At 58.2% G+C, this 14,044-nt stretch carries 15 protein-coding genes; 10 read left to right on the top strand and 5 right to left on the bottom strand.

Annotated features, from left to right (window positions below; genetic code table 11):
• Positions 1-87 precede the first annotated feature (87 nt).
• A complete protein-coding gene (locus tag LOY43_RS24450; RefSeq protein WP_007909797.1) occupies positions 88-576 on the bottom strand; it encodes a DUF3015 domain-containing protein in 489 nt (162 codons plus the stop codon).
• A 416-nt stretch (positions 577-992) separates the two neighbouring features.
• Here LOY43_RS24450 and LOY43_RS24445 point away from each other — a divergent pair, with 416 nt between their 5' ends.
• Together LOY43_RS24445 and LOY43_RS24440 are read left to right on the top strand one after the other, a co-directional pair.
• The gene (locus LOY43_RS24445) at positions 993-3,431 is read left to right on the top strand and encodes a Lon protease family protein (RefSeq protein ID WP_095125459.1); all 2,439 of its coding nucleotides are present in this window, start codon (positions 993-995) and stop codon (positions 3,429-3,431) included.
• Between the two features lie 311 nt (positions 3,432-3,742).
• On the top strand, positions 3,743-4,057 hold the full coding sequence (locus LOY43_RS24440; protein WP_007909799.1) for a hypothetical protein: 315 nt from the start codon (positions 3,743-3,745) through the stop codon (positions 4,055-4,057).
• Between the two features lie 36 nt (positions 4,058-4,093).
• Here LOY43_RS24440 and LOY43_RS24435 read toward each other — a convergent pair whose 3' ends face one another.
• On the bottom strand, positions 4,094-5,923 hold the full coding sequence (locus LOY43_RS24435; protein ID WP_095048708.1) for a hypothetical protein: 1,830 nt from the start codon (positions 5,921-5,923) through the stop codon (positions 4,094-4,096).
• 158 nt (positions 5,924-6,081) lie between these two features.
• Here LOY43_RS24435 and LOY43_RS24430 point away from each other — a divergent pair, with 158 nt between their 5' ends.
• From LOY43_RS24430 to LOY43_RS24420, 3 genes are all read left to right on the top strand, one after another.
• Entirely contained in the window at positions 6,082-6,570 is a 489-nt protein-coding gene (locus LOY43_RS24430; RefSeq protein WP_007909801.1) for a TIGR00645 family protein, read from the top strand.
• 135 nt (positions 6,571-6,705) lie between these two features.
• A complete protein-coding gene (locus tag LOY43_RS24425; protein WP_258708839.1) occupies positions 6,706-7,011 on the top strand; it encodes a DUF6482 family protein in 306 nt (101 codons plus the stop codon).
• Between the two features lie 121 nt (positions 7,012-7,132).
• Entirely contained in the window at positions 7,133-7,750 is a 618-nt protein-coding gene (locus LOY43_RS24420) for an FKBP-type peptidyl-prolyl cis-trans isomerase (RefSeq protein ID WP_008078561.1), read from the top strand.
• A gap of 146 nt (positions 7,751-7,896) precedes the next feature.
• Here LOY43_RS24420 and LOY43_RS24415 read toward each other — a convergent pair whose 3' ends face one another.
• The 3 genes from LOY43_RS24415 to LOY43_RS24405 form a co-directional block, all read right to left on the bottom strand.
• Entirely contained in the window at positions 7,897-8,154 is a 258-nt protein-coding gene (locus LOY43_RS24415; protein ID WP_034153845.1) for a hypothetical protein, read from the bottom strand.
• Between the two features lie 205 nt (positions 8,155-8,359).
• On the bottom strand, positions 8,360-8,701 hold the full coding sequence (locus tag LOY43_RS24410) for a zinc ribbon domain-containing protein YjdM (RefSeq protein WP_016986200.1): 342 nt from the start codon (positions 8,699-8,701) through the stop codon (positions 8,360-8,362).
• A gap of 146 nt (positions 8,702-8,847) precedes the next feature.
• On the bottom strand, positions 8,848-9,816 hold the full coding sequence (locus tag LOY43_RS24405; protein WP_007950962.1) for a polyprenyl synthetase family protein: 969 nt from the start codon (positions 9,814-9,816) through the stop codon (positions 8,848-8,850).
• A 239-nt stretch (positions 9,817-10,055) separates the two neighbouring features.
• Here LOY43_RS24405 and rplU point away from each other — a divergent pair, with 239 nt between their 5' ends.
• The 5 genes from rplU (at position 10,056) to LOY43_RS24380 (ending at position 13,896) form a co-directional block, all read left to right on the top strand.
• Positions 10,056-10,370, top strand: a complete 315-nt coding sequence (rplU, locus tag LOY43_RS24400; protein ID WP_003176051.1) for a 50S ribosomal protein L21 — start codon at positions 10,056-10,058, stop codon at positions 10,368-10,370.
• A gap of 34 nt (positions 10,371-10,404) precedes the next feature.
• Positions 10,405-10,662, top strand: coding sequence for a 50S ribosomal protein L27 (gene rpmA / locus LOY43_RS24395; RefSeq protein ID WP_003176049.1), 258 nt, complete (start codon positions 10,405-10,407; stop codon positions 10,660-10,662).
• Between the two features lie 193 nt (positions 10,663-10,855).
• The gene (gene cgtA, locus LOY43_RS24390) at positions 10,856-12,079 is read left to right on the top strand and encodes an Obg family GTPase CgtA (protein WP_016986202.1); all 1,224 of its coding nucleotides are present in this window, start codon (positions 10,856-10,858) and stop codon (positions 12,077-12,079) included.
• 220 nt (positions 12,080-12,299) lie between these two features.
• The gene (proB, locus tag LOY43_RS24385; protein ID WP_042561149.1) at positions 12,300-13,418 is read left to right on the top strand and encodes a glutamate 5-kinase; all 1,119 of its coding nucleotides are present in this window, start codon (positions 12,300-12,302) and stop codon (positions 13,416-13,418) included.
• A gap of 10 nt (positions 13,419-13,428) precedes the next feature.
• Entirely contained in the window at positions 13,429-13,896 is a 468-nt protein-coding gene (locus LOY43_RS24380; protein ID WP_007909822.1) for a CreA family protein, read from the top strand.
• Positions 13,897-14,044 lie beyond the last annotated feature (148 nt).

Genomic DNA, 14,044 nt, shown 5'->3' with positions numbered 1-14,044 from the left:
AACTTGAACAGGAAAGAAATAAAGACCCAAGGAGGGCGGGCCGAAAAAACAAAACCCGCTTCCCGAAGGAAGCGGGTAGGGTCGAGCTTAAGCTTGAGTCGCGTACTTGGCCAGACGAGGATCCGATTTCAGTACGGCCAGGGTGTTGGTATGCACGTCTTCAGCGGTCACGTCAGCCTTGCTGAAGATCTGCTGGAAGTGCTCGTGAGTCACAGCAGCGAAGTGCGCACGGTCTTCCGGTGCCACGCCCAGTACCACGGCATAAGTCGTCAGCGCTTCGCCGTTGCCTTTGGCCATGTCTTCGGACAGCTCGTTCATCATGCCATTCATGGCAAACCAGGATTTGCCGCCGTAGGTCAGCGATGCGTTGGTCGAGCAACCGTTGGTGCCGGACGTCATCCCGAAGGTGGCGTTACCGGAAGTACCGTTGGTGGTGGAAGCGAGGAAGTGCGCCGGGGTGCCACGCTGACCTTCGAACAGCATGTTGCCCCAACCGCAATCCGGGCCGCCTGGAGCTTGCGCCATTGCGTTGATGGATACAGCGGTGAAGAGAGTACCGAGAAGAATCCGTTTCATAGCTTTTTTCTCTTTATGTGCATACCAATGGACAGGGTTCTGGCCGGCTCTAAACGTAAGCTGCCTGCGCGACGATCATGCTGCGTTGAAAACAGGCTCGGAATGCTCATGTAGGTCCCTACACTCCGCTTCCTCGCCTGTTTTCGCCTTGCCTGATCGCCGCTCGGCGAGCTTACGTTCAGAGCCAAACGAAGCCAGTGGGCCGGTATTAGTTCCAGCCGCGCAGTTTGGAGTTTAGGCATGTTCCAGGGGTTCCGTGGTTTTTTGCAAAATATTTGGAATAAACCCCGATTTCAGGGGGCGGGCCGCTGGCATTGCCGGTTGTCTATGCTTTGTCATGTGGCGCGCCTTGCCAGTGGGGCACAGGCAGCGCCAGAATGCCGCTATCTGCCCCGCCTGATTGTTAAGGAAGCCCGATGCCTGATCCTGTTGCTGCCAGCTTGCGTCTCGCGCCCGAAGCGCTGACCCGTCCGTTTTCCGCTGAACAGTTCAGCTTCACTACCACCAATGATCTGGAGCCCTTTCGCGGTGTGCTCGGCCAGGAACGCGCGGTCGAAGCCTTGCAGTTCGGTGTGGCCATGCCACGCCCCGGTTACAACGTTTTCGTCATGGGCGAGCCCGGCACTGGCCGTTTCTCGTTCGTCAAACGCTACCTGAAGGCCGAAGGCAAACGCCTGCAGACCCCGGCGGACTGGGTCTACGTCAATAACTTCGATGAGCCGCGCGAACCGCGCGCCCTGGAACTGCCTTCGGGCACTGCCGGTGCATTCATCGGTGATATCAACGGTTTGATCGACAACCTGCTGGCGACATTTCCAGCGGTGTTCGAACACCCGTCCTATCAGCAAAAGAAAAGCGCCATCGACCGCGCCTTCAACCAGCGCTACGACAAAGCCCTCGACATCATCGAGCGCCTGGCCCTGGAAAAAGACGTTGCCCTGTATCGCGACAGCAGCAACATCGCCTTCACGCCGATGCTCGACGGCAAAGCACTGGACGAAGCGGAATTTGCCCAGTTGCCGGAAGCCGATCGCGAGCGTTTTCACGATGACATTTCCGGCCTCGAAGAGCGCCTGAACGAAGAACTCGCCAGCCTGCCGCAGTGGAAGCGTGAGTCGAACAATCAACTGCGCTCGCTCAACGAAGAAACCATCACCCTGGCCTTGCAGCCGCTACTGTCGCCGTTGTCGGAGAAGTACGCCGAGAACGCTGCGGTCTGCGGTTACCTGCAAGCGATGCAGGTGTACCTGCTGAAAACCGTGGTCGAGCAACTGGTCGACGACAGCAAGACTGACGCCGTCGCACGCAAACTGCTGGAGGAGCAATACGCGCCAAGCCTGGTAGTCGGTCACCCAGTGAGCGGCGGTGCACCCGTAGTGTTCGAACCGCACCCGACTTACGAAAACCTCTTCGGTCGCATCGAATACACCACCGATCAGGGCGCGCTTTACACCACCTATCGTCAGCTGCGTCCGGGTGCCTTGCACCGCGCCAATGGCGGTTTCCTGATTCTTGAAGCAGAAAAAATGCTCAGCGAGCCGTTCGTATGGGACGCGCTGAAACGCGCCCTGCAATCGCGCAAACTGAAAATGGAATCACCGCTGGGCGAGATGGGCCGTTTCGCCACCGTGACGCTCAACCCGCAGCACATTCCGTTGCAGGTCAAAGTCATCATCATCGGTGCGCGGTCGCTGTACTACACGCTGCAAGATCTCGATCCGGACTTCCAGGAGATGTTCCGTGTTCTGGTCGACTTCGACGAAGACATTCCGATGGTCGACGAGAGCCTGGAGCAATTCGCCCAGTTGTTGAAAACCCGTACTTCGGAAGAAGGCATGGCGCCGCTGACCGCTGATGCGGTAGCGCGTCTGGCAACCTACAGCGCACGTTTGGCCGAGCACCAAGGGCGTTTGTCGGCGCGCATTGGTGATCTGTTCCAACTGGTCAGCGAAGCGGATTTCATCCGTCACCTGGCCGGCGATGAAATGACCGATGCCGGGCATATCGAACGTGCCTTGAAAGCCAAGGCCACGCGCACCGGTCGTGTGTCGGCGCGGATTCTCGACGACATGCTTGCCGGGATCATCCTGATCGACACCGATGGCGCCGCTGTCGGCAAGTGCAACGGTCTGACCGTGCTAGAAGTCGGCGACTCGGCGTTTGGTGTGCCGGCGCGGATTTCCGCCACGGTGTATCCGGGCGGCAGCGGCATTGTCGACATTGAGCGTGAGGTCAACCTCGGCCAGCCGATTCACTCCAAAGGTGTGATGATCCTTACCGGGTATCTGGGCAGCCGTTATGCCCAGGAATTCCCGCTGGCGATTTCCGCGAGCATCGCGCTGGAGCAGTCGTACGGTTACGTCGACGGCGACAGTGCGTCGCTGGGTGAGGCCTGTACGCTGATTTCGGCGCTGTCGAAAACGCCATTGAAACAGTGCTTTGCGATCACCGGCTCGATCAACCAGTTCGGTGAAGTACAGGCAGTGGGCGGGGTTAACGAGAAAATCGAAGGCTTCTTCCGTCTCTGCGAAGCACGCGGGCTGACCGGCGAGCAGGGCGCGATCATTCCGCAGGCCAACGTCGCCACGCTGATGCTCGATGAGAAAGTCCTGGCGGCGGTGCGTGCCGGACAGTTCCACGTGTACGCGGTGCGTCAGGCCGACGAGGCGTTGAGTCTGTTGGTGGGCGAACCGGCCGGTGAACCGAATGCCGACGGCGAATTCCCCGAAGGCAGCATCAACGCACGGGTGGTCGAGCGCTTGCGTGACATTGCCGAGATGATCAGCGAAGAAGACCTCAAGGAAGCCGAGAAAGAGTTGGCCCAAGAAGCGCTGGCCGAAGCCAAACCGGCCTGAACCTAAACGCGGTCAAACTGTAGGAGTGAGCCTGCTCGCGATAGCGGAGTGTCAGTCGGCGAATAAGTTGCCTGGCACACCGTTATCGCGAGCAGGCTCACTCCTACATTGGTCTTTGTGGTGATCTTCGGGAAAATCGCCACAACTCTGACGCCAATATTCACACAATGACCATTCGGCGCCTTCTGGTCTCATTCGGCTTGCGCAGCGGACTTTTCTTCTATTCTCAGCTCAAGGATATCGACAGTATCACTGGATCGAGCCAGTCCTCCCGTGAGGGCTGAATACCGGCTTCACCGAGGGTCGCCGCCATGTCGCGCAACCTCTGCCTTACCCGTCAATGCCTGGGTCTTGTGACCCGTATCGAATGCGCCATCAAGCCGTTGGCCGGCGATAACGGCATGTGGACGCTGCTCTTCGCCGCCGGCATGGCCGGTGAACAACCTTCCGCCATCAAGGCCCAAGGCCCGTTTCATGGGCCGGTCGCCGCCGAATCGATACTCGACACCATCGTTGAAAGCCTGACCTTGCATGGCTACGAACTGGCCGACGATCCGCAGATCTGGAGTTTGCACCTGCAAGCTCAACTGCGGCAGATCAACGGTGGCCGTGGCCGCGCCCTGTAGGCGCTGCCGCAGGCTGCGATCTTTTGATCTTGCTCTTCAATGGGCAGTCTCAGGCACCTGCGCCTTGTCGAGCTTGACCTCAAAGCCGTATTGCACAGTGGCGAGGTCGGTGCGCTGGTAGGTTTCTACGTGAGTCGGGCGGCCATAAAAATAGTGCACGCCGAACAGCGCCGGGCCTTCTGCGCTCGCATCGTGGCTGACAGAAAGAATCTGCTTGAGGTAGTTGCCGCTGTCGTCTTTGACGAAGAAACGCCATTCGTTGGGCGGAAACAATTTCAGGTCCACCACCAGCAGGTTGTTCTTGATCTCCAGACCTTTGGGCAAGGACTTGGCGTCGTATGCCTGCTTGGCCACAGTCGCGAGAAACAGCGGCATTGAGCCGACGGCGATCGCCGGGGTTTCCGGGAACAGGTTCAGGTCGTAAGTGATCGTCGCGCGCAGCGGATCGACCTGGTAAGCCTCGGGCGGCAGTTCGATCGGCTCATCAAGCTTGCCACTGCGCTTTTCAGTGAAGAACGTGACAGGACTGACCCCCGGGCTGAAGTCATCGCCGAGCAATTCATCGTTGAACGTACGGCGATGGGAAAACTCGATGCGCGCAGCGCTCGGTTCTTCCACGGATTGATGGACGCGGATGCCAGCCTTCAATTGGTCCTCGGTCAGGCTCGCGCCTTTGAGCCAGTTGGCTGCCAGATCGTCGTAGACCGTCACTGGCAGGTCCAGCGGCTGGATAGCCTTCTGCGTCGTGTGTTGACTGAACGTGCGAATCGGCAGATCCAGCGATTTGCGCGTCACCGTCGCCGAGGAGAAGTCGAGCACGCTGACTTCCAGAGTGTCGATCGGGCCATTGAAATAGACCTTGTTATAGCGACGCGGGTGCTTGTCCTCGAATGCCTGCTGCTCTTCGGTGAGTTGCTTTTCCAGCGCATCGCTCCAGCCCTTCTGCTGTTGCAGGTAGGCCAGTTGTTTTTCATAGAAGGCCACTTGCTCCGGACTCTCGTTGATCGAGCCGGCGCGTATCAGGTATTGCCCGGTCTTGTCGCGGGCCTGGACGATCAGCGGATTGAGCTGCGTCTCTGCGACTTCCGCAGCCAATGGCAGGCTGTTGCTGAATTCGACTTCGGCGTAGTTGTTTTCGAGCTTCAGCAGTTTGACGCTGAGGTTGTCATTGCTGCGGGTCTGGCCGACGTCTTTTGGCGTCAGGTCGAAGCTGTACAAGCGGCGCGGTGCGATGACTTCGATCTGGCCTTGCAGGCTGACCGGTTGCGGCAGGGACTTCTTGTCCACGTCCAGTCCGTCAATGAACGGGTAGGTCACGGTCAGGTCATCGGGGTTGGTGACGTTGGAGCTGGAGGGGCTGAGCTGAATGCCCGGATCGGTTTCCGACCATTCCGGCTGATAGGCGATCACGCGTTTGTTGCTCAACGTCACCGACTGCCATTCCACACCGTGTGGAAACAAGAAACCGCCGGGAATGTTCAGGTTGAACGGGAACACCGGTTGCAGATCGGTGAGGTAATCGGAGCTGGCATCCTTGTGCAGCACGAACAGGCCGTTGATAAACGTATCGACCAGCGTCTGCGGGGCAGGGTAGTGCTTGAGCACGGCGAGCGCGTCTTCACCGTATTCGGTGCGCGGCGGATTGTCGTTGAGCTTGAGTTGCGCGCGTTCGAGCAGCAGCAGTGAGCCGCCGAGTTCGGTGATGGCGTCCTTGAGTTTGGTGTCGGTGATGGCGTCCAGTGACTGTTCGAACTTTGCCGTTTTTTCTTCAAGGCTGGTGGTGTGTTTTTCGTCGCCGGGCGAGCAACCGCTGATCAACAGAGCAAGGCAAATTCCGGCCGTCGTTATCGGTAATCGCACATCCATTTCCACACGTCCTGTCTGCAGTCGCTGGGCTGTCAATGGTTTCGACACTAGCAGAAAAAAATCATCCGCACGCGCAGGTGGCGGATTTTCGGGCAGTTTCTGGCTGTCACAGGGGGCTGGTATACTCGCCGCCATTTCCACCCCTTGTGTGAGATTCAATGGAACGCTTTATCGAAAATGCAATGTACGCCTCGCGCTGGCTGCTGGCGCCAATCTATATCGGGCTTTCGCTCGGGTTGCTGGCGCTGGCACTGAAATTTTTCCAGGAAGTGTTCCACATCCTGCCCAACGTTTTTTCGATGGCCGAGTCGGAACTGATTCTGGTGCTGCTGTCGTTGATCGACATGGCACTGGTCGGCGGTCTGCTGGTGATGGTGATGATTTCCGGCTACGAGAACTTCGTCTCTGAACTGAACATCGACGAAGGCAAGGAAAAGCTCAGCTGGCTCGGCACCATGGACTCTTCGTCGTTGAAGATGAAAGTGGCGGCTTCGATCGTGGCGATTTCCTCGATCCACTTGCTGCGCATCTTCATGGACGCCAAGAACGTCGATCCCGAGCACTTGATGTGGTACGTGATCATCCACATGACCTTTGTGGTTTCGGCGTTCGCCATGGGTTACCTGGACAAAGTCACCAAGCACTGATCAACCGTTGATCGCTGCAAAAACACCGCCCGTCTGTTGCGAAACAGACGGGCGGTGTCGTTTGTGGCTTGTGCTTTGGTGCGCGCGAGCATATCCCTGTAGAGGTCCAGACTCGCCACTGTGTGAGGTGCGTTCATGAACCTGCAAGAGCTGAATGCGTTTGCCATCGCCAGGAAGGTCGATGAGTTGAACCTGATCTCCATGGAGGGCGGGATTTATCTGCTCGAAGCGCGGATGCACGGGGCGGCATATCCGTTGAGTGATCCCAAAGGCAAGATGCTGACCCTGCGATCAGTGGAGCATGCGCGGGATCTGCTGCATGCGTTTCCGGTGCTGCCCTTCAATCTTGTACACACCTCGGTGCATGACGAAATGTGCGGCCTGGCCGGTAGTATCGATGAAAGCCTGAAGGTGCCGCTCGCCTGGCGTTCAGCCCTGTAGGCCTTGCGCCCCATCGCCGGGCATCTGTGCTAGTCTGCTCGCCCTTTTGGTTCCGGGCGCGCCGGGACGCGCTGTGCTCGCACGGCAAGTCTTGTGGCCGTCCGCACAGCGGAGCAGTGTCATGTCCGAAGTAAATCTGTCCACCGACGAAACCCGCGTCAGCTACGGCATCGGCCGTCAGCTGGGTGACCAGCTGCGCGACAACCCGCCACCGGGCGTTAGCCTGGACGCCATCCTGGCCGGTCTGACCGACGCTTTCGCCGGCAAGGAAAGCCGTGTTGGCCAGGAAGAAATGTCCGCCAGCTTCAAGGTTATCCGCGAAATCATGCAAGCCGAAGCCGCTGCCAAAGCTGAAGCCGCTGCTGGCGAAGGCCTGGCCTTCCTGGCTGAAAACGCCAAGCGTGACGGCATCACTACCCTGGCTTCCGGCCTGCAATTCGAAGTGCTGACTCAGGGCGAAGGCGCCAAGCCGACCCGTGAAGATCAAGTACGTACTCACTACCACGGCACCCTGATCGACGGCACTGTGTTCGACAGCTCCTACGAGCGCGGCCAGCCTGCAGAATTCCCGGTTGGCGGCGTGATCGCTGGCTGGACCGAAGCCCTGCAACTGATGAATGCCGGCAGCAAATGGCGTCTGTACGTGCCGAGCGAACTGGCTTACGGCGCTCAAGGCGTTGGCAGCATCCCGCCGCACAGCGTTCTGGTATTCGACGTCGAGCTGCTGGACGTTCTGTAAGACCGGGCCTGCCTTGATGGCGGGCTAATGTAGGAGTGAGCCTGCTCCGGGCGGCGATCCGACGATGGCGTCCTTTCAGTCAGCAAATCTGTTGCCTGATACAACGATTTCGCGAGCAGGCTCACTCCTACAGTTTTTACCGCGTTTCATAGTTCTATCTTGTGATGCAGTTCACTGGTCGGGCGCAAGGCCCGGGCATAGCAGAACAGGAACAGATTGCGCACCAGCTCCTTGAGCACCAACGGCTCGCTGGAATTGAGACTGCTGACGTCCAGATCCCCTTGATCCTGCAGTTCATGCAAGGCTTCTTCTTCAAGCACCGCACAGACTTCACCGGTTTCCCGATGGAGGATTCTGAGGTAAGGGTGTGGGCGATCCAGCCACGCGTCGATCAAATAAGTCATGGTTCTCATCTCCTTGAAGGGTTTCAATGAGAATAATTCTTATTCGTCAAATAGCAAGCGTCTATTGGCGGATTCTGAAATTTTCCGGGTAAAGATTGCGTAAGGTCAAAACGGCTGGCGTTTGGCTATTGCGCGGTTTTGCTGGGGGGGAGCGGGGAGGGCGAAGCTCCATCCCACGCCTGGCGCGGGATGGATGACAACGGAATCAGACCTTTCTGACGAACTCGGATTTGAGTTTCATCGGGCCGATACCGTCGATCTTGCAGTCGATGTCGTGGTCGCCATCGCACAGACGGATGTTCTTGACCTTGGTGCCGACCTTGACCACCAGCGAAGTGCCCTTGACCTTCAGATCCTTGATCACGGTGATGGTGTCGCCGTCCTGCAGGACGTTGCCGACCGAGTCTTTCTTCACGGCATCATCAGACGCCACTTCGGCTTCGCCGCTGGCGGACCACTCGTGGGCGCACTCCGGGCACACCAGTTGGGTACCGTCTTCGTAGGTGTATTCGGAATTGCATTTCGGGCAGGGTGGCAACGTGCTCACTAAGGCTCCTTGGGTGTGGATCGCTAAAAGTCGCACATTGTATAGGGTTTTAGTTTTTCAGGCAGTCAAATGCAAAAGATCGCAGCATCGACAACCCCTGTAGGAGCTGCCGAAGGCTGCGATCTCTTGATTTTGCTTCAGCGGTATCAGTGCGTACGGGCGACCGCAAACTCGCTCAGTTCAACCAGCGCATCGCGGTATTCGCTGGCTGGCAGTGCATCGAGGCACTTGATCGCGCGGGCCACGTAATCACGGGCCAGTTGCGCGGTGTATTCCAGCGAACCAGAAGCTTCCACAGCAATGCGGATGCTTTCCAGATCTTCGATCCCGCCTTTCTGGATCGCCTGACGCACCAGTGCAGCCTGTTCCGGCGTGCCTTCGCGCATGGTGTAGATCAGCGGCAGGGTCGGTTTGCCTTCGGCCAGATCGTCACCGACGTTCTTGCCCAGGGTCTCGGCGTCGCCCTTGTAGTCGAGCAGGTCGTCGACCAGTTGGAACGCCACACCGAGGTGGTCGCCGAAGGTGCGCAAGGCTTCGCTCTGCTCAGCGGTAGCACCGGCCAATGCAGCGGCGCTGTGGGTCGAAGCTTCGAAGAGCATCGCGGTCTTGCCGCGGATGACTTCCATATAGGTTTCTTCGGTGGTGCTGGCGTCGCGCACCTTGGACAGTTGCAGTACTTCGCCTTCAGCGATGATGCGCGTGGCCTGGGACAGGATCTTCATCACCGGCATCGAGCCCAGTTCGACCATCATTTCAAACGAGCGCGAGTACAGGAAATCGCCGACCAGCACGCTCGGGGCGTTGCCCCACATGGCGTTGGCGGTCGAACGGCCACGGCGCATGCCGGACATGTCGACCACGTCGTCATGCAGCAGGGTGGCGGTGTGCAGGAATTCGATGGTGGCGGCCAGCAGGCGCATGTCGTCGCCTTCGCGACCCAGGGCCTTGCCACACAGCAACACTAATAAAGGACGCAGACGTTTGCCGCCGGCCGAGGTAATGTAATCGCCGATTTTCGATACCAGCGGTACTCGGGAAGTCAGCTGCTTCTTGATGATGCCGTCGACGGCGCTAAAATCGTCCGCCACCGCGCGGTAGAAAGCTTGGGGTTGCATCAGCGAGAGTCGCTCCAGAAGGGTTGCGCGGCATGCTAGGACCCCCATCCAGACCTGTCAAGGCGCGATAGACGGCTACTTGCAAGCCTGCGGCACCTTGCGTACAATCGCGCACCCTGAACTTCCTGGGCAGCACCTGCCTTACGCAATTGCAACGGGCCTTCCAGCCTTATGCAGCCATGCCAGCCAATACCTCTTCTTATAAAGAGCTGGGTGAGCAGGATTATCGGAGAAATACCATGTCTTATGCAGTAATCGTTACTGGCGGCAAGCAGTACAAAGTCGCCCCGGGTGAATACCTGAAGATCGAAAAACTGGAAATCGCTACCGGCGAATCCGTTACCTTTGATCGCGTTCTGTTGGTTGCCAATGGCGACGACGTGAATATCGGCGCTCCAGTTGTTGCTGGCGCTACCGTTGTGGCTGAAGTGATCTCCCAAGGTCGTCACGATAAAGTCCGCATCATCAAGTTCCGTCGCCGTAAGCACCACATGAAGCGTATGGGCCACCGCCAGTGGTACACCGAGATCAAAATCACCGGTATTCAGGCTTAATTTCAGCCTAATTCCTCACTAGGAGAATTGACTCATGGCACACAAAAAAGCTGGTGGTAGTACCCGTAACGGTCGCGACTCAGAAGCCAAACGCCTTGGCGTTAAGATGTATGGCGGCCAGAAAATCATTCCGGGCAACATCATCGTGCGTCAGCGCGGCACCCAATTCCACGCTGGTTACGGCGTTGGCATGGGTAAGGATCACACCCTCTTCGCGAAAATCGAAGGCGTGATCAAGTTTGAAGTAAAAGGCGCGTTCAACCGCCGTTACGTGAGCGTTGTCGCAGCTTAATTGCGCGATCGCTGGAAAAGCCCTGTCTCGCGACGGGGCTTTTTCGTTTGTGGGGTGAGTCTCTTGCAAAACTGTTTGTATGGGCTGTCGGCGTGCGATGCAGGTCGTGTTTTGGGGTCGCTGCGCTCATTTTTGCAAGAGTCTTATGTCTTGATTGTTTTTCGGCTCGTCCGTACGGCGAGAGGCGTTGGTTATGAAGTTTGTTGATGAAGTATCGATTCGCGTAAAGGCTGGTGACGGCGGCAATGGCGCCATGAGTTTCCGTCGGGAAAAATTCATCGAAAACGGTGGCCCGAACGGCGGTGATGGTGGTGACGGCGGTTCCATCTACATGATGGCTGACGAAAACCTCAACACTCTGGTCGACTACCGTTACACCCGGCACTTCGATGCCGAGCGTGGCTCTAACGGCGGCAGCACCGACTGCACCGGTAAAAAAGGTGAAGACCTGATCCTGCGCGTGCCGGTCGGCACTACGGTGATCGACTCTGCTACTCAGGAAGTGATTGGTGACCTGACCAAGGCTGGCCAGAAACTGATGGTAGTGCAGGGTGGTTGGCACGGTCTGGGTAACACCCGTTTCAAATCCAGTACCAACCGGGCGCCGCGTCAGACCACGCCGGGTAAGCCGGGTGAGCAGCGCGACCTGAAACTGGAAATGAAAGTACTGGCTGACGTCGGTCTGCTGGGCTTGCCGAACGCCGGTAAAAGTACCTTTATCCGTTCCGTTTCTGCGGCCAAGCCGAAAGTCGCCGACTACCCGTTCACCACGCTGGTGCCAAACCTCGGTGTGGTCAGCGTCGATCGCTGGAAGAGCTTTGTCATTGCCGATATTCCGGGTCTGATCGAAGGCGCTTCCGACGGTGCTGGCCTGGGCATTCGCTTCCTCAAGCACTTGGCGCGTACGCGTCTGTTGCTGCACCTCGTCGATATGGCGCCGCTTGATGATTCCAGCGCGCCGGATGCCGCTGAAGTGATCGTCAACGAACTGATCAAGTTCAGTCCGTCCCTGGCCGAGCGTGATCGCTGGCTGGTGCTGAACAAGTGCGACCAGATCCTTGAAGAAGAGCACGATGAGCGCGTCAAGGAAATCGTTGATCGCCTGGAGTGGACTGGCCCGGTCTACGTGATCTCGGCGATCGCCAAGATCGGTACCGAGCGTCTGTGCCACGACATCATGCGTTACATGGAAGATCGCGCCGATCGCTTGGCCAATGACCCGGCTTACAAGGAAGAGCTGGCCGACCTCGATCAGCGCATCGAAGACGAAGCCCGTGCGCAGCTGCAGGCGCTGGATGACAAGCGTGCCCTGCGTCGCAGCGGCGTGAAGTCGGTCCATGACATCGGCGACGATGATTGGGACGAAGAAGATGTGGATGACGAAGACGGTCCGGAAATCATTTACGTGCGTGACTGATTCGTTGGGTAGGCGCTGCCGCAGGCTGCGATCTTTTGACCTTTAGAAGATCGCTGGTGTGTGCTGAGTCTTCATCTCAGGGCGGTGTTATCATCGCTGCAAGCCGTTTTTCTAAGGCGCCGCTCAATCGAGCGGCGTTTTAGTATCTGGAAATCGCAAGTCACAAATAACGTCATGGGCGGCGCTGGGTCGCGTTGCCCTCAAGCTAAGGTTGAAGATGATGCGGAGCAAGGTGACAGGTGCGCAGCGTTGGGTCGTGAAGATCGGCAGCGCTTTGCTGACAGCTGATGGCAAAGGGCTGGATCGCGCGGCAATGAGTGTCTGGGTGGAGCAGATGGTGGCCTTGCATGAGGCTGGCGTCGAGTTGGTGCTGGTGTCCTCCGGGGCGGTAGCGGCCGGCATGAGCCGTTTGGGCTGGACCGCACGACCCAGTGCGATGCATGAGCTCCAGGCGGCTGCGGCAATTGGTCAGATGGGCTTGGTGCAGGCGTGGGAATCGAGCTTCGCCGAGCATGGCCGGCACACTGCGCAGATTCTGCTGACGCATGACGATTTGTCCGACCGCAAGCGCTACCTCAACGCCCGCAGCACTTTGCGCGCATTGGTCGAGCTGAAAGTCATCCCGGTGATCAACGAAAACGACACCGTGGTCACCGACGAAATCCGTTTCGGCGACAACGACACGCTCGCGGCGCTGGTGGCCAACCTGGTCGAGGCGGATCTGCTGGTGATCCTGACCGACCGCGATGGCATGTTTGACGCCGATCCGCGCAACAATCCCGAGGCGCAGCTGATTTACGAAGCGCGCGCTGATGATCCGAGTCTCGATGCGGTAGCGGGCGGCACGGGTGGTGCGCTGGGGCGTGGCGGTATGCAGACCAAGTTGCGAGCGGCGCGACTGGCTGCGCGTTCCGGTGCGCACACCATCATTGTTGGTGGGCGTCTTGAGCGTGTGCTTGATCGCCTGAAGGCGGGTGAGCGTATCGGTACGTTGCTGTCGCCTGAGCGCGGCATGCTCGCGGCACGCAAGCAATGGCTGGCCGGGCATCTGCAGACTCGCGGCACGTTGGTGTTGGATGATGGTGCGGTGTCGGCGCTGTCACAGGGCAATAAAAGTTTGCTGCCGGTAGGTGTGAAGTTGGTGCAGGGCAGTTTCCGTCGCGGTGAAATGGTCGTCTGCGTGGCGCCCGATGGTCGTGAGATTGCCCGAGGCCTGGCTAACTACAGCGCGCTGGAAGCACAAAAAATTATCGGTCAGTCGTCGGATGCGATTGTCGGTTTGCTCGGTTACATGGCGGAGCCTGAACTGGTTCACCGTGACAACCTGATTCTGGTCTAAGGAAAATTCGATGCGTTTAGCGAAAGGATTGTTGGGCTTGCTGATGGCGATGCCATTGCTGGCCTCGGCCGAGGAAATCGGTCAGGTGTCGACGGTGTTCAAGTTTGTCGGTCCGAACGACCGCATTGTGGTCGAGGCTTTCGATGATCCGAAAGTTGAGGGGGTGACCTGCTACCTGTCGCGCGCCAAGACCGGCGGTGTGAAGGGTGGCCTGGGTCTGGCTGAGGATCGCGCAGAAGCGTCGATCGCTTGCCGTCAGGTCGGCCCGATCAAGTTCAAGGGTGATCTGAAGGATGGTGATGAGGTGTTCAAGGAGCGCACTTCGCTGGTATTCAAGACCATGCAGGTGGTGCGATTCCTGGACAAGAAGCGCAATACGCTGGTGTATCTGGTCTACAGCGATCGCTTGATCGAAGGCAGTCCGCAGAATGCCGTGACCGCGATCCCGATCCTGCCGTGGGTACCCGTCCAGCAATAACACCGCAAATCCAACTGTAGGAGTGAGCCTGCGTCAGATATGTATTTGCTGACTGACACACTGCCATCGTCGGAACGCCGCCCGGAGCAGGCTCACTCCTACATTTTTTTTTGCGCTGTATTTGCTAAATCACAGGCATTAAAAAACC

The sequence above is a fragment of the Pseudomonas sp. B21-041 genome, from assembly GCF_024748675.1.
In the GTDB taxonomy this organism is placed as follows: Bacteria; Pseudomonadota; Gammaproteobacteria; order Pseudomonadales; family Pseudomonadaceae; genus Aquipseudomonas; species Aquipseudomonas neuropathica.
The sequence above is the reverse complement of the archived record's forward strand: the minus strand, read 5'-3'. Positions and strand labels throughout refer to the sequence as shown.